This window comes from Streptomyces sp. NPDC058653 (genome assembly GCF_042716895.1).
Classification (GTDB): Bacteria; Actinomycetota; Actinomycetes; order Streptomycetales; family Streptomycetaceae; genus Streptomyces.
The window spans coordinates 43,601-67,436 of the sequence record NZ_JBHXRM010000025.1; the positions used below are offsets into that span (position 1 = coordinate 43,601).

Here is a 23,836-nt window from a genome sequence, read left to right on the forward strand (position 1 = left end):
CGGGGGCCGTTCATCGGGGGGCCGGTCCCTCGGGCTCACCGCCGAGCGTGTAGCCGTCGAGGCATGCTCGGGCCAGTCGTTCGCAGGACGCCGTGTCGCCCTCCCATGCCTGCTGCATCAGATAGATGTGGGGCGCGCCGTGGTAGAAGCGCTCGTACTGTTCGTGCCGGGAGGCGAACTCCGAACCCAGCGCGTCCCAGGCCAGTTTGAGGAGTTTGATCCGTTCCTCGGACGACTGACCCGGCGCCCGCAGATAGCGCCCCACCAGCGGGCCCAGCTCCGGATGGAGCAAGTCCTCGCCGGACGCGGGGAGTTGGATCACCCCGCCGCCCGCGAGGAGTTTGATCTCCTGTACCGCCGCCGGATACAGCTCCCCCGCCATGATGCGCTGCGCGAACGAGATGTCCTTGCCGGGCATCACCCCGCCGCGCCCGCCGTCGACCTCCTCGTACGACGCCTCCGCGGCGAGCACGAACGCCTTCGCCTGGGCGACCTTGCCCAGCAGCCGGCCGATCGCCTGGGTGACGGGCGGCAGTTCGTACGTGCCGTTGGATCTCGTCAGCAGGATCGCGAGCCCGGCAAGGAATTCGAGCTTGGTCCAGAAACGTGTGGCGGCCTGGTGGACGAAGTTCACGTACGCCGGTGTCCGCCACCACATCCCGAAGCTCGCGTCGACGTTCCGGTAGGTGAGCACGGACTCCCACGGCACGAAGACCTCGTCGCAGACGAGAAGCGCGTCGTTCTCGTCGAACCGCGACGACAGCGGGTTGTCGAAGACGCTCCGCGCCCCGCCTTCGTAGGAGACCCGGGAGACGAAGGTCAGACCCGGCGTGTCCACGGGTATCGAGAAGCAGACCGCGCGGTCCACGTCCCTCGGCGCGAGCGGCTCGATCGTCCCGACGACGATCTCGTTGCCGAAGACCGCCGCCGTGCCGATCATCTTCGCGCCGCTCACGACGATCCCGCCGTCCTTCTCGGCGACGACCCGTACCACCGGGTCGTCCTCCGCCGTCCCGCCCGCCGCGTCGAACGGGCTCGGCGCCGCCTGCGGGTTGGTGATGGTGAAGGTCGGATACAGATCGCCCTCGGCGAGCCGCCGGTGGTACGCGAGCGCGTTCGCCGCGCCGTCGAAGCCCTCGGTGGTGAACACGCCCGGCGCCGCGGCGAATCCGGCCGCGCCGCTCGCCATGTAGTCCGGCGTACGCCCCAGGAAGCCGAAGCTCGCCTCGGCCCAGACCTTGTACGCCCCCCGGCGCGCCACCAGGTCCGCGTAGTCGCGCGGCACCGCGAACGCCCGGTGCGCGCCGTCCCGGGTGAGCACCGGCGTGTGCGGGGAGTCGTGCGACAGGTCGTAGAGGCGGGCGAGGGACCCCGCGGTGTTACGGAACGCGGGATGCCGCGTGATGTCCCGGACCCGCTCCCCGTCCAGCCAGACCGTTCGGCCGTCGCGCAACGACTCCAGATACTCCTGACCCGATCTGGTCACACCTTCTCCTCATACGGATCACAACGAATCCCCCGGCACGCGCGACACATCCAACACATCTTGCGCACTCGGCACGCCCGGCACACCGGGCACGCGCGGAACGCTGCTCCCACTCCCTGAGAGAGCCTTCCCCGACGCAAGCGCCGTCAGCAATGAACGACCGTCCAGCGGTCCTTAATAACCCGCCAGAGCGCGACATCGCGGAGCCCTACGCCGCGGGCACCGTACCGCTGCGGTACTCGCCCGGCGTCTGCTCGAACCACTTGCGAAACGCAAGATGGAAACCGACGGCGCTGCGGTACCCCACCCGCTGCGGCACCGCCGACTGCGGCAGCGACGTCTCCCCCAGCAGCCGCGCCGCCTCCTGCATCCGGCGGCCCGTCAGATGCCGGGCCGGCGCCTCCCCCACCAGTTCGCGGAAGGCCGCGGTGAAGGCCGACCTGGACATGCCGACCTCGCGCGCCAGGGACTCGATCGTCCACGGCTCGGCGAACCGGGTCGCGATGATCACCATCGCCCGGCTGATCCCCGGATGGTTCAGGACCGGCAGCGAGGACGGATTGTCGGCGATCTCCCGCAGCAGCGGCCGCAGCGCGAGGACGAGCGCCATCTCGAACGCCCGCAGCGTGATGAGCCGGTCGCCTGGCCCGACCGGCCGGTGGGGCGAGGCGAGCAGGCGCAGCGTGTCGCGGAGCAGCGGTTCGTTGTCCACCTGGGTGCGGTCGAGGGCCAGCACCCACGGCAGCGCCGTGTACAGGCCGGTCGCGGCGCTCGCGTCGTAGTGCAGTCCCGCGCAGAGCAGCCGGCTCTCCGGTCCGTCGCCCTCGATCCTCAGCTCACCGGAGGTCCCGGGCAGCCGCTCGGGCAGGACGGCCCCGAGCCGCAGTCCCCCGATCCGGTCGGGCCGGTCGGCGATGCGGTGGGCGGTGCCGGTGGGGAAGACCGCGAGGTCGCCCTCGCGCAGCTCCAGCGGTGTCTGGCCGTCCCCGGTGATCCAGCAGCCGCCCTGGACGATGTAGTGGAGGATCGCACAGCTCTGCTCGGCGTCGCCCTCGATGGCCCACGGCGCGCTGACGTGCCAACGACTGTCGAAGACCCCCGTGAGCCGGAGCGGCTTCAGCAGCTCGCTCAGGAGATCGTCACCTTCGGTCTGGATGGGCTCCATCGCTTCCATGGACGATCCTTCAACCCCCGCCCCGGTTTGTTAATTGATCGGCCGAAGCCGCCGCCGCCAGCCTTGTGAAAGAGCCGTCATCGACAGCAGAGACACCCTATCGAAGGGCCTTCAGACACATGTCCGATCAGATTCCTATGCGCGTCGCGGTGGTCGGGGCGACGGGGTTCCAGGGCGGTGCCGTGGCCCGTCTGCTGGCCGAGCGCGGACAGCGGGTCCGTACGCTCACGCGGGCCGCCGAGGCGGACCGGCCGCCGCTCCCCGGAGCCTCGTTCGTCGGCGGTGACCTGGCAGATCGTCCCGCCGTCGACGCGTTGATGGCCGGCGCGACACACGCCTGTGTGGTGATGCCGCTGGTGTACGGGACCGAGCAGGTACGGCGGTACGCCCGTAATGTCGCCGAGGCCGCGCGCGAGGCCGGAATTCGGCGCATCGTCTACAACGCCAACACCCGCATTCCCGAACACTCCACGAATGTCGCCGCTTTCGAGACACGACGGATCGCGGAGGAGGAACTGCGCGCGAGCGGTGTGCCGTTGGTGGTGCTCAGGCCCCCGGTCTATCTCGACAACCTCTTCAGCCCCTGGAACGGACCGGCGTTGGTCAGTGAGGGAGTTCTGGCCTATCCGCTGCCGGGCGACACCTTCACCGCCTGGATCTCGCACCGGGACCTCGCGGAGGCGGTCTTCGCGGCGCTCACCGTGGACGGTGCGGAGGGCGAGACGTACGACATCGGCGGCAGCGAGTCGCTGACCGGGGACGAGCTGGCCTCGTCGTTCGCCGCCGGTCTGGGCCGCGACGTCCGGTACCTGCCGCTCCCCCCGACGGTGTTCGAGCAGGCGCTCTCGCAGGTCACGGGCCCGGAGGCGGCGGCCGGGGTGGCCGGCATCTACCACTACATGGCGATGGGCGACGACCCGCTGCTGATGGCGGGCGACGGCGGACGCTCGGCGGACGCGCTCGCGCTGAAGCCGGCGCCGGTCGACGAGTGGGTGACGCGCCAGCCGTGGCAGGTCTGGTCGACGGAGTCGAGCTGAGGGACACCCCGGGGCCCGCCGGACCCGGCGGAGCCGCCCCCGCCCGCGAGCCCCCCGCTCCCGCCCCGTTCCCGCGTCCGCCGCCCGTGCGGCTGCGGGGACGGGGCGTTTGTTCCTGTGCCATCCGACAGGTTTCGGCCACGCCTCCCGAGTTGTCCAGCTCTTGACGGGGTGGCGGATTGTGTACCCGAAAATCGTGGGAAGGCTCATGCGGTACGCACCGCAAGCACACTCGTTTCACCCGATTCCAGCGCTGTTGGAGTGAAAGCGGACAGGAGCGGCCATGCCCGCAGCCCGCCAGCCACCGCAAGAGCGGCTACAAATAACACACAAACGACAAATACCGTCAAAACCATCTCGTCCGTTCGACCCGCCATGCCTGCCACGCCCGACCAGCCCCCAGGTGATCTCATGATCGGTCGCATTCCCGTCCTGGACGTCCGCCCTCTCGTCAACTGCGGCAAACGCCCCGCCAAGGCGGTGAGCGGAGAGACGTTCCAGGTCACCGCGACCGTCTTCCGTGAGGGCCATGACGCGGTGGGCGCCAATGTCGTGCTGCGCGGCCCGGACGGCCGGCCCGGCCCCTGGACCCCCATGCGCGAGCTGGCCCCCGGCACCGACCGCTGGGGCGCCGACGTCACACCGACGTCCGAGGGCCGGTGGACGTTCAAGGTGGAGGCGTGGAGCGATCCGCTCGCCACCTGGCGCCACGCCGCCGAGATCAAGATCCCCGCCGGGATCGACACGGACCTCGTGCTGACGGAGGGCGCCGCGCTCTACGAGCGGGCCGCCGCCGGTGTCCCCAAACGCGAGGGCCGCGAGGCCGTCCTCGCCGCCGTGGACGGCCTGCGCGACGAGCGCCGCCCCCCGGCGGACCGGCTCGCCGCCGCCCTCACCCCGGAGGCGCGCGACGCCCTGTCCCGCCACCCGCTGCGCGAGCTGGTCAGCGCGTCGAAGCCGGTCAAGCTGCTGGTGGAGCGGGAGCGGGCGCTCTACGGCTCCTGGTACGAGCTGTTCCCCCGCTCCGAGGGCGCGGTCCTCACTCCGGGCGAGCCCCCGGTCAGCGGCACGTTCAGGACCGCCGCGAAGAGACTGCCGGCCGTCGCCGCGATGGGCTTCGACGTCGTCTATCTGCCGCCGATCCATCCCATCGGCACCACACACCGCAAGGGCCCCGACAACACGCTCACGCCCGGCCCGGACGATGTCGGCGTCCCCTGGGCGATCGGCTCCGCCGACGGCGGCCACGACGCGATCCACCCCGACCTCGGCACGATCGAGGACTTCGACGCCTTCGTGGCGAAGGCCGCGTCGCTGCGTATGGAGATCGCGCTGGACTTCGCCCTCCAGTGCTCGCCCGACCACCCGTGGGTCAAGGAACACCCCAAGTGGTTCCACCACCGCGCGGACGGCACGATCGCGTACGCCGAGAATCCGCCCAAGAGGTACCAGGACATCTATCCGATCGCCTTCGACCGCGACATGGACGGGCTCGTCGCGGAGACCCTGCGGGTGCTGCGGTACTGGATGGAGCACGGCGTCCGGATCTTCCGCGTCGACAATCCGCACACCAAGCCGGTGGTCTTCTGGGAGCGGGTGATCGCCGACATCAACTCCACCGACCCCGACGTGATCTTCCTGGCCGAGGCGTTCACGCGCCCGGCGATGATGCACACCCTGGGCGCGATCGGATTCCAGCAGTCGTACACCTATTTCACCTGGCGCACCACGAAGCAGGAGCTGACGCAGTATCTGACCGATCTGTCGGGCGATTCGGCGTCGTACATGCGCCCGAACTTTTTCGTCAACACGCCTGACATCCTGCACGCCTATCTTCAGGAGGGCGGCCGTCCGGCATTCGAGGTACGCGCGGTGCTCGCCGCGACGATGGTGCCGTCCTGGGGCGTCTACGCGGGGTATGAACTCATGGAGAACGCCCCGGCGAAGCCCGGGAGCGAGGAGTATCTGCATTCGGAGAAGTACGAGCTGCGCCCCCGGAACTGGGAATCGGCGGAGCGAGAGGGACGCACCATCGCCCCGCTCATCACCTCGCTCAACCGGATCAGGCGCCGGCACCCGGCGCTCCAGCAGCTGCGCGACATCCACTTCCACCACGTCGACAACGACGCGGTCATCGCTTACAGCAAGCGCTCGGGCCCCGACATCGTACTGATCGTCGTGAACCTCGACCCTCACCACACCCAGGAGGCAACGGTCTCGTTGGACATGCCGCGGCTCGGCCTCGACTGGCACGAGACCGCCCCGGTGCGCGACGAGCTCACCGGAGAGATCTACCACTGGGGCAGGGCCAACTACGTGCGCCTGGAGCCGGGTGTGACACCCGCGCACATCGTCGTTCTGCGACCGTCCCCGCCGATCGGAGGGTCACCCACACCATGATCATCAATGAGCCTGTCCACGACAAGTTCGAGGACACTCCCGCGAAGGACCGTGACCCCGACTGGTTCAAGAGAGCCGTCTTCTACGAAGTCCTGGTGCGCTCGTTCCAGGACAGCAACGGCGACGGCGTCGGAGACCTCAAGGGCATCACCGCCAAACTGGACTATCTCCAGTGGCTGGGTGTCGACTGTCTCTGGCTGCCGCCGTTCTTCAAGTCCCCGCTGCGAGACGGTGGTTACGACGTCTCCGACTACACAGCGGTGCTCCCCGAGTTCGGCGACCTCGCCGACTTCGTGGAGTTCGTCGACGCCGCCCACCAACGCGGCATGCGCGTGATCATCGACTTCGTCATGAATCACACCAGCGACCAGCACGAATGGTTCCAGGAGTCCCGCAGGGACCCCGACGGGCCGTACGGGGACTACTACGTCTGGGCCGACGACGACAAGCAGTTCCCCGAGGCGCGGATCATCTTCGTCGACACCGAGACGTCCAACTGGACCTTCGACCCGGTCCGTAAGCAGTACTACTGGCACCGCTTCTTCTCGCACCAGCCGGACCTCAACTACGAGAACCCGGCCGTCCGCGAGGAGATCGTCTCGGCCCTGCGCTTCTGGCTGGACCTCGGCATCGACGGTTTCCGCCTCGACGCCGTGCCCTACCTCTACCAGGAGGAGGGCACCGACTGCGAGAACCTGCCGGCCACCCACGCCCTGCTGCGCGAGGTCCGCCAGATCATCGACACGCACTACCCCGACACCGTGCTGCTCGCCGAGGCCAACCAGTGGCCGGAGGACGTCGTCGACTACTTCGGCGACTACGCCAAGGGCGGCGACGAGTGCCACATGGCCTTCCATTTCCCGGTGATGCCGCGGATCTTCATGGCCGTACGGCGCGAGTCCCGCTACCCGGTCTCGGAGATCCTCTCCAAGACCCCGGCGATCCCGACCGGCTGCCAGTGGGGCATCTTCCTGCGCAACCACGACGAGTTGACCCTCGAAATGGTCACGGACGAAGAACGCGACTACATGTACGCGGAGTACGCGAAAGACCCGCGGATGCGCGCCAACATCGGCATCCGGCGGAGGCTCGCCTCGCTGCTGGACAACGACCGCAACCAGATCGAGTTGTTCACCGCTCTGCTGCTGTCGCTGCCCGGCTCCCCGATCCTCTACTACGGGGACGAGATCGGGATGGGCGACAACATCTGGCTCGGCGACCGCGACGCCGTACGCACCCCGATGCAGTGGACGCCCGACCGGAACGCGGGCTTCTCGTCCTGCGACCCCGGCCGGCTCTACCTCCCGACGATCATGGACCCGGTCTACGGCTACCAGGTCACCAACGTCGAGGCGGCGATGGCCTCGCCGTCGTCGCTGCTGCACTGGACGCGCCGCATGATCGAGATCCGTAAGCAGAACCCGGCCTTCGGGCTCGGCTCGTACACGGAACTGCCGTCCACGAATCCGGCCGTGCTCGCGTTCCTGCGCGAGGCGCCGTCGCAGGACGGCGAGGGCGACGACCTGGTGCTCTGCGTGCACAACTTCTCGCGCTTCGCACAGCCGACGGAGCTGGATCTCCAGGCGTTCAGCGGGCGCAACCCGGTGGAGCTGATCGGCGGGGTGCGCTTCCCGGCGATCGGTGACTGGCCGTATCTGCTGACGCTGGCGGGCCACGGCTTCTACTGGTTCAGGCTCCGGCAGGACCCCACACAGGCCTGACGGCGAACAGGACCCGTTGCGGGGCGGCAGATTACGGCCGCCCCGCACGGGGCAGCATCCCCGACATCGAGTGGTCCGTGGAATCGAATTGTCCGTCGACACGGACTTCCCACGACGGGCGGACTATCGGTCCGTACGGGCCATCCTGACCCGACACGTCCCGCACAGCCGGACTCCGTTGCCGCAATCCGGGACACTCTGCGCATCCTGTGGTGTGCCCGGGGAAAGGACGCGATGCCATGTCGAAGGCTGCATCCGCCCGGAGCTCACCAGGCTCCGGCGCGGCACTCACGCCCACCGGAGCCGGAAGACTGGTCGACTCGCTCACCCCGCTGCTCCACGAGTGGCTGCCGCGCCAGCGCTGGTTCGCGGGCAAGGGCCGGCCCATCACCGGATTCTCGGCGGTCGCCGCCACCGAGCTGATGCCACCGGACGGCTCGGGCCCCACGCCCGGCCTGCTCCATCTGCTGGTCCGCGTCGAACAGCGCGCCACCCCCGACCTGGACGCGCCGCCGGTCCCCGTCCCTCCCACCGACGACTGCTACCAACTACTGCTGGGCGTACGGTCCGCCCTGCCGCCGGAGCTCGCCGCCGCCCGCGTCGGCGTGGTCGACACGGGGCCGCTGGCCGGCCGCGTCGTCTACGAGGCGCTGCACGATCCGCGCCTGGCCGATCTGCTGCTGGATCGGCTGCGCTCCTCCGGCGCCCTGGGTCCGCTGCGCTTCGACCGGGCCGTCGAGATCCCGTCCGGGCTGGTGCCCCGGCTGCTCGGCGCCGAGCAGTCGAACTCCTCGCTCGTGTACGGCGAGGAGTACATCCTCAAGATCCTCCGCCGGGTCTTCCCCGGCGCCAACCCCGATCTCGAACTGCCGCTCGCCCTCGCCCGCGAGGGCTGCCGGCGGGTGCCGTCACCGGTCGCCTGGTTCCAGGCGGTGGACGGCGGGGCCGGGCAGGAGCCGCTGACCCTGGGCGTGCTCCAGCCGTTCCTCCAGGACTCCGAGGACGGCTGGCGCCTCGCGCTGCGCGCGCTGGCGGACGGCGAGACCTTCACCGACGAGGCGAGGGCGCTGGGACGGGCCACCGCGGAGGTGCACCTCGCGCTCGCCGCCGCGCTGCCGACGGTCTCGCTGGGGCCCCGGCAGACGGCGAATCTGGCCGAGGCCATGTCCGGGCGGCTCGACGCCACCGCGCAGGCGGTGCCCTCGCTGCTGCCGTACGTCACGGGACTGCGTACGGCCTTCGACGCGCTCGCCCGGTCCGGGAACGGTCCCGGCGCCGGTGAGGGAGGTGGTGAGGGGGCCGGGGGCGGCGCGGTCACGCGCGCGCAGCGGGTGCACGGCGATCTGCATCTCGGCCAGACGCTGCGGACACCGGACGGCGAGTGGTCCCTGATCGACTTCGAGGGCGAGCCGGCCCGGCCCCTCACGGAACGCCGCCGGCCGCAGCCCGCCGTGCGCGACGTGGCGGGCATGCTCCGTTCGTTCGACTACGCGGCGCGCTCCCACGAGCCCTGGCACCCCGACTGGGCGGAGCGCTGCCGGTCGGCGTACTGCGACGGTTACGGCGAGGCGACGGGCAGCGACCCGCGCGAGGACGCCGCGCTGCTGCGGGCGTTCGAGACGGACAAGGCGGTGTACGAGGTGCTGTACGAGGCCAGGAACCGTCCCGACTGGCTGCCCGTCCCGATGGCGGCGATCCAGCGCCTGGCCGGCCCCCGCCCCTGACCCCGACCGGCGGTGGCCCGCGCCACCGGCCCCCGCCGGACCCTCCGGACACCGATCGACACCGCTTCACCCGCTGGACCGCTGGACCGCTGGACCGCTGGACCGCTGGACCGCTGGACAAGGAGTACACCGAAGCCCGGTGGGCCGATCCGTCGGCCCACCGGCCCCCAGACCCGTCGTCCCCGCCGAGGAGGCAGCCCCCGTGACCGCCCGCCCGCCGTCCGAGAATCCGTCAGAGCAGCAGCCCCAGGTGCCCGCAGCGAAGGAGGGGAAGGAGGAGAAGCAGGGGAGGTCCGGCAAGGCCGGGAAGACGGGCAGGGCCGCGAAGCCGCGAGCGTCGGCGAAGGAGCCCGGGGCGCCCGAGGACGCCGTGACGCCCGCGGGGCCGCCCGGGAGGACCGGCGGTCACACGGTGCGCCCCGCGCCGCCGCTCGCGGACTCCGACCGTCACCGGCTGCTCGGCGGCTCGCACCACGACCCGCACGCCGTGCTCGGCGCCCACCCCGGCGAGGGCGGCGTCGTCGTCCGCGCGCTGCGCCCGTACGCGAAGGCCGTGACCGTCGTCGCCAAGGACCTGCGGGCCCAACTGCACGACGACGGGGACGGTTTCTTCTCCGGTCTGCTGCCCTGGCGCAAGGTCCCCGAGTACTCGCTGCTGGTGCGCTACGGGGCGACCGCCGACGAGTCCGACGAGGTGGAGGTGCAGGACCCGTACCGCTTCCTGCCCACCCTCGGCGATCTCGACCTGCATCTGATCGGCGAGGGCAGGCACGAGGAGCTGTGGCGGGCGCTCGGCGCCCATCCGATGGCCCACGAGGGCGTCACGGGCACCCGCTTCACCCTCTGGGCGCCGAACGCGCGGGGCGTGCGGGTCTCCGGAGACTTCAACTACTGGGACGGAACGGTCTATCCGATGCGCTCGCTCGGCTCGACCGGTGTGTGGGAGCTGTTCGTGCCCGGCGTCGGCGAGGGCGCGCTCTACAAGTTCGACATCACCCGGCCCGACGGGTCGCACACGCTGCGCGCCGACCCGATGGCCCGGCGCACCGAGGTGCCGCCGTCGACCGCGTCGATCGTCACCGAGACACACCATGTGTGGCACGACGAGGAGTGGATGGCACGCCGGGGTGAACCGCCGGTGCACGAGGCGCCGTTCTCCGTGTACGAGGTCCATCTCGGCTCCTGGCGGCCCGGGTTGACCTACCGCCAGCTCGCCCTTCAGCTCCCCGCGTACGTCAAGGACCTCGGCTTCACCCATGTCGAGCTGATGCCGGTCGCCGAGCATCCGTTCGGCGGTTCCTGGGGCTACCAGGTCACCGGCTTCTACGCCCCCACCTCCCGTATGGGCACACCCGACGACTTCCGCCTCCTGGTCGACGCGCTGCACCGCGCCGGTGTCGGCGTGATCGTGGACTGGGTGCCGGCGCACTTCCCGAAGGACGAGTGGGCGCTGGCCCAGTTCGACGGCAGGCCGCTGTACGAGCACGCGGACCCCTCGCGGGCCGAGCATCCCGACTGGGGCACGCTGGAGTTCGACTTCGGCCGCACCGAGGTGCGCAACTTCCTGGTCGCCAACGCCGTGTACTGGTGCGAGGAGTTCCACATCGACGGCCTGCGGGTGGACGCGGTCGCCTCGATGCTCTACCTCGACTACTCGCGCGAGGCGGGCCAGTGGTCGCCGAACGAGTTCGGCGGCCGGGAGGATCTGGCCGCCGTCGCCTTCCTCCAGGAGATGAACGCCACCGTCTACCGCCGCTGCCCCGGTGTCGTCACGATCGCCGAGGAGTCCACGGCCTGGGACGGCGTCACCCGCGCCACGCACCATGTGGGCCCCGGCGGCTTCGGCGGTCTCGGCTTCGGCCTGAAGTGGAACATGGGCTGGATGCACGACTCCCTGGACTACGTCTCCAAGGAGCCGGTGCACCGCAAGTACCACCACGGCGAGATGACCTTCTCGATGGTGTACGCGTACAGCGAGAACTACGTCCTGCCGATCTCGCACGACGAGGTCGTCCACGGCAAGCGGTCGCTGGTCTCCAAGATGCCGGGCGACTGGTGGCAGCAGCGGGCCAACCACCGGGCCTATCTCGGCTACATGTGGGCGCACCCGGGCAAGCAACTCCTCTTCATGGGGCAGGAGTTCGCCCAGGGCGCGGAGTGGTCGGAGGGCCATGGCCCGGACTGGTGGCTGCTGGACCCGTCGTACACGGCGGAGGCCGACCACCGCGGCGTACGGGACCTGGTGCGCGACCTGAACACGGTCTACGGCCGGACCCCGGCGCTCTGGCAGCGCGACACCGTCCCGGAGGGCTTCTCCTGGGTGGAGGGGGACGCCGGGGAGGACAACGTGTTCGCGTTCCTGCGCTTCGACGCGCAGGGCGTTCCGCTGCTCGCCGTCTCCAACTTCTCGCCGGTGGTGCGGCATCAGTACCGCATCGGCGTACCGGAGGGGATCTCGGGCTGGACGGAGGTCATCAACACCGACGCGGGGCGTTACGGCGGCGGGGACGTGTTCAACCTGGACACCCTCAAGCCGGAGGCGGTGGAGGCGCACGGCCGCCCGGCGAGCATCCAGCTGACGCTGCCGCCCCTGGCGACGGTGTGGCTGAAGCCGGTCTGATCACCCGGCCGCGCCGGTGTGGTGCCTCTCGTGCTCCCAGCCGTCCCGCGGCTGGGTGTGCAGCCGCCAGTAGTGCTCCGCGATGTCGTCCGGGTCGAAGTCCGTGCCAGGGGCGACGGGGCCGTGGACGGTGACGCTCGCGACATGCACGCCGGCGGCGCCGTACGTCCCGTCGAGCAGGGTGACCAGGGTCCGTACCCCGGCCTTGCCGAGCGAGAGGCTCACGTAGCGGGGCTTGGGCTCGGGCATGCCGCCGGTGATCAGGAACGTGCCGCCGCCGCGCCGCGCCATCCCGGGCGCGACGTGGGCGGCGGCGGTCAGCGCGCCCCCGACGTTGACCGCCCAGGCGTCGAGATGTTCGCGCGGGGAGAGTTCCCCGGGCTCGTCGGCGCGGATGAGGGCCGCGTTGTAGACGACGACGTCCGGCGGGCCGAGTTCGGCCGCCGCCCGGTCGAGGGCGGCGCGCAGCGCGGTCTCGTCCGTGCTGTCGGCCGACCGTGTGAGAACCGGTACGCCGCTGTCCGCGACCGCGTCCGCCGCCGCGCGCAGGGTCTCCTCGCGCCGCGCGACCAGCGCGAGGGAGAGTCCCTCGCGGGCGAAGCGCCGGGCCACCGCCCGGCCGATACCCGGCCCCACCCCGATGATCACCGCTCCTGACACCGCTGCCTCTTCTCGCTCGCACCGACCGACGAGCCAGAAGCTAAAGCCTCACACCGGTATGAAGGTCAAGGCCGGACCCCGTTCAGCAGCGCCCGGCCGACCGGTCCGAGGGGGGCCTCTCGTCGCAGTCCGCCACGTTCTGCGCCGAGAGCACGAGCGCGACGACCGTCGCCGCCACGGCGAGCGCCCCCGCCACCGTGGCGGGGACGCTTCCGCGAACGCGTCCGCGTCTGCCGCGGATTCTCGTACGACGCATGTCTCCCCCGTTGTGGACATGACGACCGTGCCTGTCCGGGGGCGGGTCTCACGACCCGGTCGGCCCCGTGGTGGCGCTCTCGTAAACGAGCCGGGGCGGGACGGTGACATTCCTTACGATGCCGAGCCGCTGCGTCGCACGGGTCAGCGCCACGTACAGGTCGTTGGTGCCGCGCGGGGACCCGTCCAGTACGGCCTCCGGATCGACCACGATCACCGTGTCGAACTCCAGCCCCTTCGCCTGCCGGGGGTCGAGCAGCACGACCGGCCGGGTGAGATCGGGCTCGACTCCCCAGGAGGCGTCGGGCAGTTCGGCGGCGAGCGCGGGCAGCAGCGGGGCGGGCGCGATCACCGCGAGGCGTCCGTCGCCGCCGTGCCCCGCCGCGTGGGAGGCGGTGTGTCCGAGGGCGCTCGCGGCGGCCGTACGGACCAGCTCGTCCGGCTCGACCTCCCGTACCCACGGCCCGACCCCCGTCGAGCGGACCGAGCTCGGCGGTTCGAAGGACGGGTCCTCCAGCCGTCTGACCTCGGCGGCGACGGCCATGATCTCGGCGGGCGTACGGTAGTTGACGCCGAGCCGGACATGCTCCCAGCGCTCGCCCACGTACGGCGCCAGGATCTGCTGCCAGGAGTCGCAGCCGGCCACGTCGCCGGTCTGCGCCGGGTCGCCGACCAGGGTCATGGAGCGGGCCGGGCAGCGGCGCATCAGCAACCGCCAGGCCATCGCGGACAGTTCCTGCGCCTCGTCCACCACGATGTGTCCGAACGCCCAGGTGCGGTCGGCGGCGGCACGCTCGGCGGCGCTGCGGGTGTCGGACTCCTCCTGGCGCTCGGCGAGGCGTTCGGCGTCGATGAGGTCGTGCGCGAGGAGCACCTCCGCGTCCTCCTCGTCCATGTCCTCGAACTCGTAGGTGCGCGAGCCGTAACTCAGCTCCAGCACCCCTTGGGCGTAGGCGATCCGCTCGCGGCGCTCGGCCTCGGCGGCGACGCGCGCGGCGGTGCCGTCCTCGCCGAGCAGCTCCGCGGCCTCGTCCAGCAGGGGGACGTCGGCGGGGGTCCAGTCGTCGGCGCCGCCGGCCGGACGCCGGATCAACTCGCCGTCGCCGTCGGGGAGATGGCTGGGCTCGGCCAGATAATCGGCGACGAGGTCCTGGGGGGTGAGGGTGGGCCAGAGCTCGTCGACGGCGGCCTGCACGGCCGGGCTGGTGGCGATCGCCTTGCCCAACTGCGCGATGTCGGTGGTGTCGAGATGGTTCGGACCGCCGTACGGGTCGGCCCCGAGCCGCTCGGTGAGCTGTTCCGTGAGCGAGTCGATGACGGCGAAGGCGAAGTGCGCCCGGGCGAGATTGTGCGGCAGGTCCGCGTTGCGGGCGGCGGCGCGCGCGTCCTCCGCCATCGCCCGGTCGAGGTAGAGCGTTCCGTCGTCGTGCTCGATCTCGATGTGCGGATCGGGGACCCGCTGGCGGTCCCGCAGCGCGGCGGCCAGCGCGCCCGCCATCTCGGCCCGCCCCTTGACGGCCGCGGCGGCCGGGGTGTCCGTCGCGGTCGCCCGTACGCCGGGGAAGAGTTCACCGGTCGTGGCGAGCAGCACACCGGTCTCGCCGAGGGAGGGCAGCACCTCGCCGATGTAGCCGAGGAACGCGGGGTTGGGGCCGACGATCAGCACGGCGCGCCGGGCCAGTCGCTCACGGTGCGCGTACAGCAGATACGCGGCCCGGTGCAGCGCGACGGCGGTCTTGCCGGTGCCGGGCCCGCCCTCCACGACGAGAACGCCGCGGTGCGGGGCGCGGATGACGCGGTCCTGCTCGGCCTGGATGGTCCGCACGATGTCGGTCATCCGGCCGGTGCGGGCCGAGTCGAGCGCGGCGAGCAGGACGGCGTCGCCGTCCGGGTCCTCGTGGCCGGTGCGGGTGGTGTCGCTGAGATCCATGATCTCGTCGTGCAGCGCGGTGACCCGCCGGCCCTCGGTGGTGATGTGCCGGCGGCGGCGCAGACCCATCGTCGAATAACCGGTGGCGAGATAGAAAGGACGGGCGACGGGAGCGCGCCAGTCGATGAGCATCGGGGTGCGTTCCATGTCGTCGAGCCGCATTCCGATTCGCCCGATGTGGTGGGTGACACCGTCCATGAGATCGATACGGCCGAAACAGAGCCCGGTCTCCACGGCATTCAGTGTGGTGACGGTGGTGGAGTGTTCGGCGACCCGGATGTCCCGCTCCACCATGGCCTGCCGACCGGTGCTGACCTGCCCGATCGATGTGAGCACCGCGGCCTCGGCCTGCTCCCTGAGCGCATCGAGACGCTCATGGAGGAGCGAGACGAATTGCTGTTCGCTCTGCAATTCCTCGGTTGACAATTCAGCCCCTGTCCGATACGCTGACCCCAGTAAGTTGATTTCAGCTTTCCACTCAGGATTCAAGGAAGTCCGGGAGAAGGAAAGCCGAAACACCCAATATACGCAGAGCAATACCCCGGCCGTCAATTCGGTGCCGGGGTATTTTTGTGCGCCGGGTCGGAAGGGGCGGAGGGGCCCTGGAGTCCGGCTCTAGACGACGTCCTCCAGCTCCTGGAGCAGCCGGCGCTTGGGGCGCGCGCCGACCATCGACTTCACCGGCTCGCCGGCGCGGAACACCAGCAGGGTCGGCATCGCGAGGACGCCGTAGCGGTTCATCGTCTCCGGGTTCGTGTCCACGTCCAGCTGTACGACCTTGAGCCGCGCGGCCTCCTCCCGGGCGACGGCGCTGAGCACCGGCGCGAGCTGGCGGCAGGGCGGGCACCAGTCCGCGGTGAACTCCACCAGCACGGGAAGTTCGGCGTTCAGTACCTCGCGTTCGAAGCTCTCGTCCGTCACCTCGGCGACGCCCTCGGCCTGGATCATCTGTCTTCTCCTTCCCGGAGCCCCGGAAGGGGCTCTCCGGTCGTGGCCACATGGCTCAGCTCGCACAGCGGCTCGGGCGGCTCCACGGACCCGGCGGCCTCGGCCCGCGCGAGCTGCTCGCCGACCTGGGCGCGGATCGACCCGAGCCGGCCGATCAGCTCGTCCAGTTCGGCGAGCTTGCCCCGGTACACATCGAGGGAGGCGGGACAGGAGTCCCCGGACGGATGCCCGGCCCGCAGGCACTCGACGAACGGCCGCGTCTCCTCCAGCTCGAACCCGAAGTCCTGAAGGGTCCGGATCTGCTGGATCAGCCGCAGATCGTCCTCGTCGTACGTGCGGTAGCCGTTCCCCGCGCGCCGTGCGGGCAGCAGCCCGCGGGACTCGTAGTAGCGCAGAGTCCGGGTACTCGTTCCCGCCCGCTCCGCCAGCTCGCCGATGCGCATGTCCCCGACGGTAATCCTTGACGCCGACGTCAAGGCAACGAGCGGCGGCCATCACTCCCGGAGCCAGAACCCCGACCGCTCCACCCACAGCGCCAGCAGACCCGCGTCGCCGGTGATCTCGACGGGGGCGGGCTTCGGCGGGCGGCGGCCGTAGAGGAGAAGGAGGAGGTCGGACAGAGGGCCGCGGACCGCGGTCGTCGTGGTCTCGGGGGCCGGGCCGTCCGCGCGGCGGCAGACGACCGCCTCTCCCGTGAGGTCGACCAGCCAGCCCGGTGCCGCGCCCGGCCCGCCGAAGTGCAGGGTGCGGCCGGGGCCCAGCAGCGGGGGCACCCCGGGGTGGGGCTCGACGACCTCCGGGACGGTGCCGAAGCCCATCCACTCGTCGATGCCGTCGACGGCGAGGTCGTCGTCGACCTCGAACTCCGCCCCGACGGCCCAGGTGGCGTCCGCGCGATGGACCACCGCCTCGAAGAGCATGCGGCGCGCCCAGAACGCCGTCGTCCCGCCCGGCCCCGGCGTCCACACCCGCTCCCCCGGTCCGGCGGCGCGCAGCGCGTCGGCCAGCCCCGCAGCGCCCTCGGCCACCCAGGCGTCCATCGCGTCGGGGTCCGGGGCCGCGTAGCCGGAGACGTCGTCGACCAGATCTTCCGGTACGGGGCCGGTGGCCCGGGTGCGTACGACCGTCTCGGCCCAGTGGTGGGTACCGCCGACGTGGCGCAGCAATTGGCCGAGTGTCCAGCCGGGACAGGTGGGTACGGGGACCGTCAGGTCCGCGCCCTCGACGCGGGACCGCAACAGGCGGGTCTGCGTGGCGAGTTCGGCGCAGCGGCGGTCGTGACTCAACGCGCTCATGGCGGCAGCCTAAGTGCTGCCGTTCACTCGTGCGGCCGACACCCGCGGGAGGGGAAGTTGAGTGAGGATGGCCTTGGAGCCGTACCACTCCTCACAGACGGGAGGCCCGGGGTGAACGAGAGCCGAGACGTGGTGCCGCCCGTCGACCTCGCGACCATCTCCCGCACCGTGGAGCGCGCTCTCGCGCCGTCGCTGGTCCTCCCCGAGCGGTCGTGGGTGGACGCGACCACGGGGCAGCTCCTCGGGCAGCTGAGCCTGTTGCTGCTGGAGGACCTCGGGGACACGGACCCCGCGCCGGTCCGGGACCTGCACCGGATCGCCTACCGGCTGCTCGACCGGCACGGGCGGCCGGACGGTGACACACCGCCGCTGCACGCGTACGAGTACATGCGCACGCTCGCCGCCGTCACCCACTCCGTGGCCGCCCTCTACGTCCGCCGCAGGACGCGGAGCTGATCCGGGGCTTCGGGAACTCAACGCGCCGGGGTCATTGACGGGCCTTCGGGGTTCATCTAGACAACAGTGGCGAGAGCGCTCTCAACCCCCCGCAGAAGCAGCCGGATCTATCTCGGCACCATCCGCACCGGAGGTGTTCCTTGAGAACGAGCCGCACCGGAGACACACCCCGCACGACCGGCGCACGCCACGCGCCCCGAACCCCGCTCATCGCCGTCCTCCTCGCGATGTCCGTCGCCGTCGTCGGCTTCGTCGGCCTCACCGGCGCCGGCAGCGCACGGGGCGACGTACCGCCCGCGCCCGGCTGGAACCTCCAGTGGAGCGACGACTTCAACGGCGGCAACGGCGCCCCGCCGTCCGCCGCCGACTGGCAGGTCGACACCGGCCACGGATACCCCGGCGGTCCGGGCAACTGGGGCACCGGCGAGATCCAGAACTACACCGCCAACGCCCAGAACCTGAGCCTCGACGGCAACGGCAACCTGAGGATCACCCCGCTCAGGGACGGCGCGGGCAACTGGACCTCCGCCCGCGTCGAGACGAAGCGGGCCGACTTCAAGGCACCGGCCGGCGGCACCCTGCGTATCGAGGGCCGGATTCAGATGCCGAACGTGACCGGCGCCGCCGCGGCCGGCTACTGGCCCGCCTTCTGGGCACTGGGCGCGCCCTACCGGGGCAACTACTGGAACTGGCCCGCCATCGGCGAGTTCGACATCATGGAGAACGTCAACGGGATCAACTCCGTCTGGGCGGTGCTGCACTGCGGCGTCAACCCGGGCGGCCCCTGCAACGAGACCACCGGCCTCGGCGCCAGCCGCCCCTGCCCCGGTTCGAGTTGCCAGTCGGCCTTCCACACGTACCGCTTCGAGTGGGACCGCTCCAGCTCGCCCAACGCGCTGCGCTGGTATGTGGACGACCAGCTCTACCACACCGTCACCCAGAGCCAGTTGGACGCGACGACGTGGGCCAACATGACCGAGCACGCGGGGTACTTCATCCTGCTCAACGTCGCGATCGGCGGCGCGTTCCCCGACGCGCTCGGCGGACCGACGCCGACGCCGGCCACCGTGCCGGGGCGGCCGATGCTGGTCGACTACGTCGGCGTCTGGACCCGTGGTGGCGGCTCCGGACCGACGGACCCGCCGACCGATCCGCCGTCCTCCTCGCAGCTGTACGCGCGCACCGGCGGCGGTCTCGGTGACGCCGCCGCGTCCGGCGCGAACGCCACGCTCACCTCGGCCGGCGGCGCCAACCGCGACGGTGTGCCGACCAACCCGCAGGTCTTCACCTCCGGCGCGATCACCCGCGCCCACAACGGCGGTGCGACCCAGTTCGATCTCCTCGTCGACGCGGGGACCTCGGTGGGCAACGGCCAGCAGGTGAGGGTGAGTTACGACCGTACGGGCGACGGCTCCTGGGACCGTACGGAGACGTACTCCTACTTCGCGACGGACCCGGTGCCCGGCTTCGAGCACTACACCCAGGCCGGGGGGCTGAAGGCGTCGACCGGCTCGCACGGCGACCTGGTCAACGGCAAGGTGCGGATCGAGGTCTGGAACGCCATCGGCAACGGCGCCAGCACTCTCGGCATCGGCAACCAGTCGGTGGTCCGTATCCCGTACGGCTGACCGGCGCGGTAGCTCCCCGACCGCCGCGTGATCCGACGACTCGGGCCCCACAGAGGCTCTGTGGGGCCCGCAGTCGCCGGACTACTCCGCACCGTTCGAGGGCGCCGTGTTGTCGCCGAACGGCCAGCGGCGGCCCACGGCGACATGGAGGATGATCGACAGACCGATCGCGTTGAGCGCGGTGTGCCCCACCCACTCCTGGCTGGTGGGCCTCGTCCAGTCGAGGGTGTCGGCGTAGGCGGTCAGCGCCGCGTACAGGGCCGTCGCGAGAACCGCCGTGGCCGCCAGCGTCGCGAGGCGTTCGGGCCCCGGGCCCAGACGGCTCCGGAACACCCCTTCGAAGAGCATGCCGACGGTCAGCCCCGCCGCGACGAAGCACCCCGCCCCGGCGTTGACGACCGCCGGGCTGACGCCGCCGGGCCCGTGGATCAGTACGTAGGTCAGCAGTGCCCCTCCGACCACCACGACGTTGGCCGAGACGATACGCAGCCGGCTCCGCCCCGATTCCGAGAAGGGCCACCCCCTCCAGACGACGAAGAGCCAGACCTGCCAGGCGCCGAACAGGACGAGCACCGCGCCCAGTTCGGCGCCGGGCACCGGGCCGCTCGCGCTGGTGAGACCCGATCCCGGGGGTGCCCGGAAGTCCACGGCCACGGCGTACAGGACGATCCCCGCACCCCAGGAGACCACCAGCGCCGCGATGCCCGCCCAGATGGGCGGCAGGCGTCGCAGCGGTCGGCGTTCGCAGACGAGGGTGAGCTGGAGCATCGCCACGAACGCGCCGCCGGCGAGCGGCAGGGACGCCGGGTACAGCGCGGCGTGGCCCGGCCCCGGAGTCGGGTCGAAGATGCCGTCGAAGTCGAGACGGCCGATGAACACCTGCCCTGCCATGGCCAGGAGGACGGCGGTCGCGGCGATGAAGAGGGTGTCGGTCAGGCCCGACCAGCCGGGGCGCAGACGCGAGCCCGGCCAGTCCTGCCACCAGAACGCCACCATGGCCACCGCGGGGAGAGCGAAGGTGATCAGCGGCCCGAACAGGGTCACCGAGTCCGCCGCGCCGCCCGCGCCGAACGCGAACAGCGCGGCGACGGGGACGACGAGCAGCAGACCGGCCAGCCCCAGCCCCGGCTGCCGGGCGAGGCGTTCCCGCTCGGCTCTCCGGAATCCGGCACCGTGCAGCCGGGGAGGGGTGCTGATGACCGGCCGCTCGGGCAGTGCGTCGCCCCCGGTCCGCCGGTGGCCCGCGCTCGGCGGGGGCGTCATGCCGGAGTGCCGGCGGGGTCCATCACCAGCTCGGCGGCCATCGGCAGTGCCTCCACCCGGCGTCCGGTCGCGTGGAAGACGGCGTTCATCAGCGCCCCCGCCATGGCGACCTGGCCGATCTCGCCGACGCCCTTGACGCCGAGCGGGCCGGCGACCTCGTCGGTGACGTCGACGAACTCGACGGTGACATCGGGGGCGTCCGCGTTGACGGGGACGAGGTACTCGCCGAGGTTGGTGGCTCCCCAGCGCCCGTAACGCGGATCCATCCGGTTGCCCTCCAGCAGGGCCTGGCTCATTCCCCAGAGCATCCCGCCCATGAGCTGGCTGCGGGCGAGCTTGGGATTGAGCACCCGTCCGGGGGCGAAGACGCCGACCAGCCGCCGTACGCGTACGAGACCGAAGTCCGGGTCGACGGCGACCTCGGCGAAGTGGGCCCCGAAGGTGAGCATCCCGTGCGGGGTGTCCATCGGCGGGGGCGTCCAGTCGCCGATGGCGTCGGTCATGCTCAGACGGTTGCGGCGCATCATCTCGCCGTAGGTCTCACCGGTGTCCGATCCCTCGCGCAGGCTCATCCGGCCGCCCTCGACCACGACGGCCGCGGCGTCCGCGCCGTGCAGCGGGGAACCGGCGTCCGCCACCGCCATGGCGACCAGTTGGCGGCGCAGCTCGATCGCCGCGTTGTGCACCGCGGCGCTGACCATGGAGGCGCCCATGGAACCGACCGACGCGCTCGCGTTGGGCAGATCGCTGTCGCCCGCCTCGAAGGTGACGTCGTCCATGTCCATGCCCAGGCCGTCGGCGGCGACCTGGGTCATCGCCGTGGTGCAGCCGGTGCCGAACTCCTGGGTGCCGCACTGCATGACGGCACTGCCGTCGGCGTAGATCCGCACCCGGGCCTGCTGCGGCGGCATCATGAACGCCATGGGGTAGCCGGCCACGGCCATCCCGGAACCGATGAGCCAGTTCCCCTCGCGCCGTGAGCGCGGCTCGGGGTCCCGCCGCTCCCAGCCGAAGAGGCGCGCGCCGGTGCGCAGACATTCCTCCAGGCCGTCGCTGGACCAGGGGTTGCCCCGCTCGTCGACGGACGCGCGGTTGCGCAGGCGCAGTTCGACGGGGTCCACCCCGGTGGCGTAGGCGAGCTTGTCCATCGCCACTTCCATCGTGGAGACGCCCAGCGACTCGCCCGGCGCGCGCATGAACGTGGGCGTCATGACGTTGCCGCGGATCAGCCGGTGCACACCGAGGTAGTTCTCGCAGCGGTAGAGCTGTGAGGTGACGCCGGTGGCGGGCTCGGCCCAGTCGTCGAACGGCGAGGTGACCGACAGCTTCTCGTGGCGCAGCGCGGTGAGCAGCCCGTCCTTCGTCGCCCCGATGGAGAGCCGCTGCTCCTGCTCCTCCCGGTGTCCGTGGGAGGTGTAGGTCTGGGGGCGGGTCAGGGAGAGCCGTACCGGTCTGCCGACATGCCGGGCCGCCATGGCGGCGAGGGTGACATGCGGCCAGGTCATCGCCTTTCCGCCGAAGCCGCCGCCGACGAATTCGGTGATGACCCGGACATGGGCGATGGGGATGCCGAGGAGCTGGGCGACGGTGAGCTGGGTGGCCCGTACCCCCATCGTGGAGTCGTACAGGGTCAGCCGCTCCCCGTCCCAGACGGCGGTGGTGGCGGAGGGTTCCAGGGTGTTGTGGTGGTTCGCCGCGTAGTGGTGGGCGACGTCCACCCGTACGGGAGCCCGGTCGAGCGCGGTCTCGACGTCACCGCGTTCGTTCCGGCCGGGCATCAGACCGCCGAACAGGGTCCCCGCCTCGTACGCCGCCGCCCGTCCCTCCTTGATCGTGGTGACGGAGTCGGCGCGCTCGTAGGTGATGTCCAGCAGCGAGGCGGCGTACTGGGCGCGTTCATGGCTGTCGGCGACCACCATGGCCACCGGCTGCCCGGCGTAGTGGACGGTGTCGTCCTGCATGGGGAAGAACGTCTCACCGGGCGCCGGGCCGCCCGCGAGGGAGGGAAGGAGGGGAGGCTGTGAGGCGATCCGGGTCAGATTGTCATGGGTGAGGACGGCCAGGACGCCGTCCGCGTCGTGCACCCGCTTCTCGTCGATCGCCAGGACCCGGCCGCTGGGCACGCTCGCGCCCACGACGGCGGCGTGCATCAGGTGCGGCAGCTCGATCTCGGCGGTGTAGCGGGCCGCTCCGGTGACCTTCCGCCGACCGTCGACCCGGCTGATGGGCTTGCCGACCGCGTTGCTCATCGTGCCTCTCCGTTCACGGCCTGGTCCAGCGCGCGCACGATCGCCCGCCGCGCCATGGGGATCTTGAACGCGTTGCCCGTACGCGGACTCGCGGGTTCCATCTCGACGGCCGCGGCGTCCGCGAACGCCTCGCGGGTCGCCGGGCCGCCGGTCAGCGCGGCCTCCGCGCGACCGGCCCGCCACGGTTTCGTACCGACGCCGCCGAGAGCGATCCGCACGTCGGCGATCCGTCCCTCCGTCACATCGACGGCCACCGCGACGGAGACCAGGGCGAACTCGTAGGACTGCCGGTCGCGGAACTTCAGATACAGCGAGCGTTCGGCGAGCGGTGTCGGCGGCACCTCGATCGCGACGATGAGCTCCCCGCGCTCCAGGGGGTGCTCCACCTCGGGCGTGCTCCCCGGGAGCAGATAGAAGTCGTCGATCGGGATGGCGCGCGCGCCGGACGGCCCGACCGTGTGGACGACCGCGTCGAGTGCGACGAGCGCGACGCCGACGTCGGAGGGGTGGACGGCGATGCAGTCGTCGCCGGTGCCGAGCACCGCGTGCCCGCGGTTGAGGCCGTCGAGGGCCGAACAGCCGGTCCCCGGCTCGCGTTTGTTGCAGGGGGAGACACCGTCGCGGAAGTACGAACAGCGGGTGCGCTGGCAGAGGTTTCCGCCCATGGAGGCCATGTTGCGCAGTTGCTCCGACGCGCCGAGGAGCAGGGACTGCGAGATCACCGGGAACCGCCGGACGACCTCGGCGGAGCGCGCCACATCGGTCATCCTCGCGAGCGACCCGATCCGCAGACCGGCGTCGGGCGTGTACTCGATCTCCTTCAGCGGCAGGGAGTTGATGTCCACGAGAACATCGGGGCGGGTCACGCCGAGCCGGATGAGGTCGATCTCGGTGGTGCCGCCGGCCAGGAACGCGCTGGAGGAATCGGCGCCGACCGTTTCGACGGCCTCGTCGACGGTGCTCACCCGCGTATAGCTGAGAGGGCGCATG

General features: G+C 71.2%; 18 protein-coding genes. 7 read left to right on the plus strand and 11 right to left on the minus strand.

Annotated features, from left to right (window positions below):
- Positions 1 to 10: 10 nt before the first annotated feature.
- Positions 11 to 1,486 carry a 4-hydroxyphenylacetate 3-hydroxylase family protein gene (locus ACFWU9_RS21540; RefSeq protein ID WP_384320706.1) on the minus strand — a complete coding sequence of 492 codons (1,476 nt, stop codon included), beginning with the start codon at positions 1,484 to 1,486 and terminating at the stop codon, positions 11 to 13.
- A 208-nt stretch (positions 1,487 to 1,694) separates the two neighbouring features.
- Positions 1,695 to 2,660 carry an AraC family transcriptional regulator gene (locus ACFWU9_RS21545; RefSeq protein WP_384320707.1) on the minus strand — a complete coding sequence of 322 codons (966 nt, stop codon included), beginning with the start codon at positions 2,658 to 2,660 and terminating at the stop codon, positions 1,695 to 1,697.
- A gap of 119 nt (positions 2,661 to 2,779) precedes the next feature.
- Between ACFWU9_RS21545 and ACFWU9_RS21550 the strand changes: the two genes are divergently transcribed.
- From ACFWU9_RS21550 to glgB, 5 genes are all read left to right on the plus strand, one after another.
- Complete coding sequence (locus ACFWU9_RS21550; RefSeq protein ID WP_384320709.1) at positions 2,780 to 3,697, plus strand: SDR family oxidoreductase; 918 nt, start codon at positions 2,780 to 2,782, stop codon at positions 3,695 to 3,697.
- A gap of 411 nt (positions 3,698 to 4,108) precedes the next feature.
- The gene (locus tag ACFWU9_RS21555) at positions 4,109 to 6,097 is read left to right on the plus strand and encodes an alpha-1,4-glucan--maltose-1-phosphate maltosyltransferase (protein WP_384320711.1); all 1,989 of its coding nucleotides are present in this window, start codon (positions 4,109 to 4,111) and stop codon (positions 6,095 to 6,097) included.
- Positions 6,094 to 7,818: a maltose alpha-D-glucosyltransferase gene (gene treS / locus ACFWU9_RS21560; protein ID WP_384320713.1), complete on the plus strand. Its 1,725-nt coding sequence runs from the start codon at positions 6,094 to 6,096 to the stop codon at positions 7,816 to 7,818. The genes ACFWU9_RS21555 and treS overlap by 4 nt, the downstream gene beginning before the upstream one ends.
- A 239-nt stretch (positions 7,819 to 8,057) precedes the next feature.
- A complete protein-coding gene (locus ACFWU9_RS21565) occupies positions 8,058 to 9,542 on the plus strand; it encodes a maltokinase (RefSeq protein ID WP_384320715.1) in 1,485 nt (494 codons plus the stop codon).
- Between the two features lie 370 nt (positions 9,543 to 9,912).
- Positions 9,913 to 12,162 (plus strand): 1,4-alpha-glucan branching enzyme, encoded by a 2,250-nt coding sequence (gene glgB, locus ACFWU9_RS21570; RefSeq protein ID WP_384320837.1) that lies wholly within the window; start codon positions 9,913 to 9,915, stop codon positions 12,160 to 12,162.
- Here the strand turns inward: glgB and ACFWU9_RS21575 are convergent, their stop codons facing one another.
- The 6 genes from ACFWU9_RS21575 to ACFWU9_RS21600 all read right to left on the minus strand — a co-directional run bounded on the left by ACFWU9_RS21575 (position 12,163) and on the right by ACFWU9_RS21600 (position 17,250).
- Positions 12,163 to 12,822, minus strand: a complete 660-nt coding sequence (locus ACFWU9_RS21575) for an SDR family NAD(P)-dependent oxidoreductase (RefSeq protein ID WP_384320717.1) — start codon at positions 12,820 to 12,822, stop codon at positions 12,163 to 12,165.
- Between the two features lie 82 nt (positions 12,823 to 12,904).
- Positions 12,905 to 13,078, minus strand: a complete 174-nt coding sequence (locus tag ACFWU9_RS21580; protein ID WP_384320719.1) for a hypothetical protein — start codon at positions 13,076 to 13,078, stop codon at positions 12,905 to 12,907.
- Between the two features lie 48 nt (positions 13,079 to 13,126).
- Complete coding sequence (locus ACFWU9_RS21585) at positions 13,127 to 15,418, minus strand: HelD family protein (protein WP_384320839.1); 2,292 nt, start codon at positions 15,416 to 15,418, stop codon at positions 13,127 to 13,129.
- A gap of 204 nt (positions 15,419 to 15,622) precedes the next feature.
- Positions 15,623 to 15,955: a thioredoxin gene (gene trxA / locus ACFWU9_RS21590; protein WP_384320721.1), complete on the minus strand. Its 333-nt coding sequence runs from the start codon at positions 15,953 to 15,955 to the stop codon at positions 15,623 to 15,625.
- Positions 15,952 to 16,398: a MerR family transcriptional regulator gene (locus tag ACFWU9_RS21595; protein ID WP_384320723.1), complete on the minus strand. Its 447-nt coding sequence runs from the start codon at positions 16,396 to 16,398 to the stop codon at positions 15,952 to 15,954. Before ACFWU9_RS21595 ends, trxA begins: the two co-directional genes overlap by 4 nt.
- Before the next feature lie 51 nt (positions 16,399 to 16,449).
- Positions 16,450 to 17,250, minus strand: a complete 801-nt coding sequence (locus tag ACFWU9_RS21600) for a maleylpyruvate isomerase N-terminal domain-containing protein (RefSeq protein WP_384320725.1) — start codon at positions 17,248 to 17,250, stop codon at positions 16,450 to 16,452.
- Between the two features lie 111 nt (positions 17,251 to 17,361).
- On the opposite strand from ACFWU9_RS21600, the gene ACFWU9_RS21605 reads away from it, so the two are divergent.
- Together ACFWU9_RS21605 and ACFWU9_RS21610 are read left to right on the plus strand one after the other, a co-directional pair.
- A complete protein-coding gene (locus tag ACFWU9_RS21605; RefSeq protein WP_384320727.1) occupies positions 17,362 to 17,706 on the plus strand; it encodes a hypothetical protein in 345 nt (114 codons plus the stop codon).
- A 227-nt stretch (positions 17,707 to 17,933) separates the two neighbouring features.
- Positions 17,934 to 19,334, plus strand: coding sequence for a glycoside hydrolase family 16 protein (locus ACFWU9_RS21610; RefSeq protein ID WP_384320841.1), 1,401 nt, complete (start codon positions 17,934 to 17,936; stop codon positions 19,332 to 19,334).
- Between the two features lie 81 nt (positions 19,335 to 19,415).
- On the opposite strand, the gene ACFWU9_RS21615 is transcribed toward ACFWU9_RS21610, so the two are convergent.
- From ACFWU9_RS21615 to ACFWU9_RS21625, 3 genes are read right to left on the minus strand one after another with little or no spacing between them, the layout of a single operon-like run.
- The gene (locus ACFWU9_RS21615; protein WP_384320729.1) at positions 19,416 to 20,597 is read right to left on the minus strand and encodes a hypothetical protein; all 1,182 of its coding nucleotides are present in this window, start codon (positions 20,595 to 20,597) and stop codon (positions 19,416 to 19,418) included.
- Positions 20,594 to 22,846: a xanthine dehydrogenase family protein molybdopterin-binding subunit gene (locus tag ACFWU9_RS21620; protein ID WP_384320731.1), complete on the minus strand. Its 2,253-nt coding sequence runs from the start codon at positions 22,844 to 22,846 to the stop codon at positions 20,594 to 20,596. Before ACFWU9_RS21620 ends, ACFWU9_RS21615 begins: the two co-directional genes overlap by 4 nt.
- Entirely contained in the window at positions 22,843 to 23,835 is a 993-nt protein-coding gene (locus ACFWU9_RS21625) for an FAD binding domain-containing protein (protein WP_384320733.1), read from the minus strand. The genes ACFWU9_RS21620 and ACFWU9_RS21625 overlap by 4 nt, the downstream gene beginning before the upstream one ends.
- Position 23,836 lies beyond the last annotated feature (1 nt).

Bases quoted from the DNA above. Each gene is read 5' to 3' on its own strand.
- ACFWU9_RS21545 (WP_384320707.1), bottom strand. From the start codon at position 2,660: ATGGAAGCGATGGAGCCCATCCAGACCGAAGGTGACGATCTCCTGAGC.
- ACFWU9_RS21550 (WP_384320709.1), top strand. From the start codon at position 2,780: ATGTCCGATCAGATTCCTATGCGCGTCGCGGTGGTCGGGGCGACGGGG.
- ACFWU9_RS21555 (WP_384320711.1), top strand. From the start codon at position 4,109: ATGATCGGTCGCATTCCCGTCCTGGACGTCCGCCCTCTCGTCAACTGC.
- treS (WP_384320713.1), top strand. From the start codon at position 6,094: ATGATCATCAATGAGCCTGTCCACGACAAGTTCGAGGACACTCCCGCG.
- ACFWU9_RS21565 (WP_384320715.1), top strand. From the start codon at position 8,058: ATGTCGAAGGCTGCATCCGCCCGGAGCTCACCAGGCTCCGGCGCGGCA.
- ACFWU9_RS21580 (WP_384320719.1), bottom strand. From the start codon at position 13,078: ATGCGTCGTACGAGAATCCGCGGCAGACGCGGACGCGTTCGCGGAAGC.
- trxA (WP_384320721.1), bottom strand. From the start codon at position 15,955: ATGATCCAGGCCGAGGGCGTCGCCGAGGTGACGGACGAGAGCTTCGAA.
- ACFWU9_RS21595 (WP_384320723.1), bottom strand. From the start codon at position 16,398: ATGCGCATCGGCGAGCTGGCGGAGCGGGCGGGAACGAGTACCCGGACT.
- ACFWU9_RS21600 (WP_384320725.1), bottom strand. From the start codon at position 17,250: ATGAGCGCGTTGAGTCACGACCGCCGCTGCGCCGAACTCGCCACGCAG.
- ACFWU9_RS21610 (WP_384320841.1), top strand. From the start codon at position 17,934: ATGTCCGTCGCCGTCGTCGGCTTCGTCGGCCTCACCGGCGCCGGCAGC.
- ACFWU9_RS21615 (WP_384320729.1), bottom strand. From the start codon at position 20,597: ATGACGCCCCCGCCGAGCGCGGGCCACCGGCGGACCGGGGGCGACGCA.
- ACFWU9_RS21620 (WP_384320731.1), bottom strand. From the start codon at position 22,846: ATGAGCAACGCGGTCGGCAAGCCCATCAGCCGGGTCGACGGTCGGCGG.
- ACFWU9_RS21625 (WP_384320733.1), bottom strand. From the start codon at position 23,835: ATGCGCCCTCTCAGCTATACGCGGGTGAGCACCGTCGACGAGGCCGTC.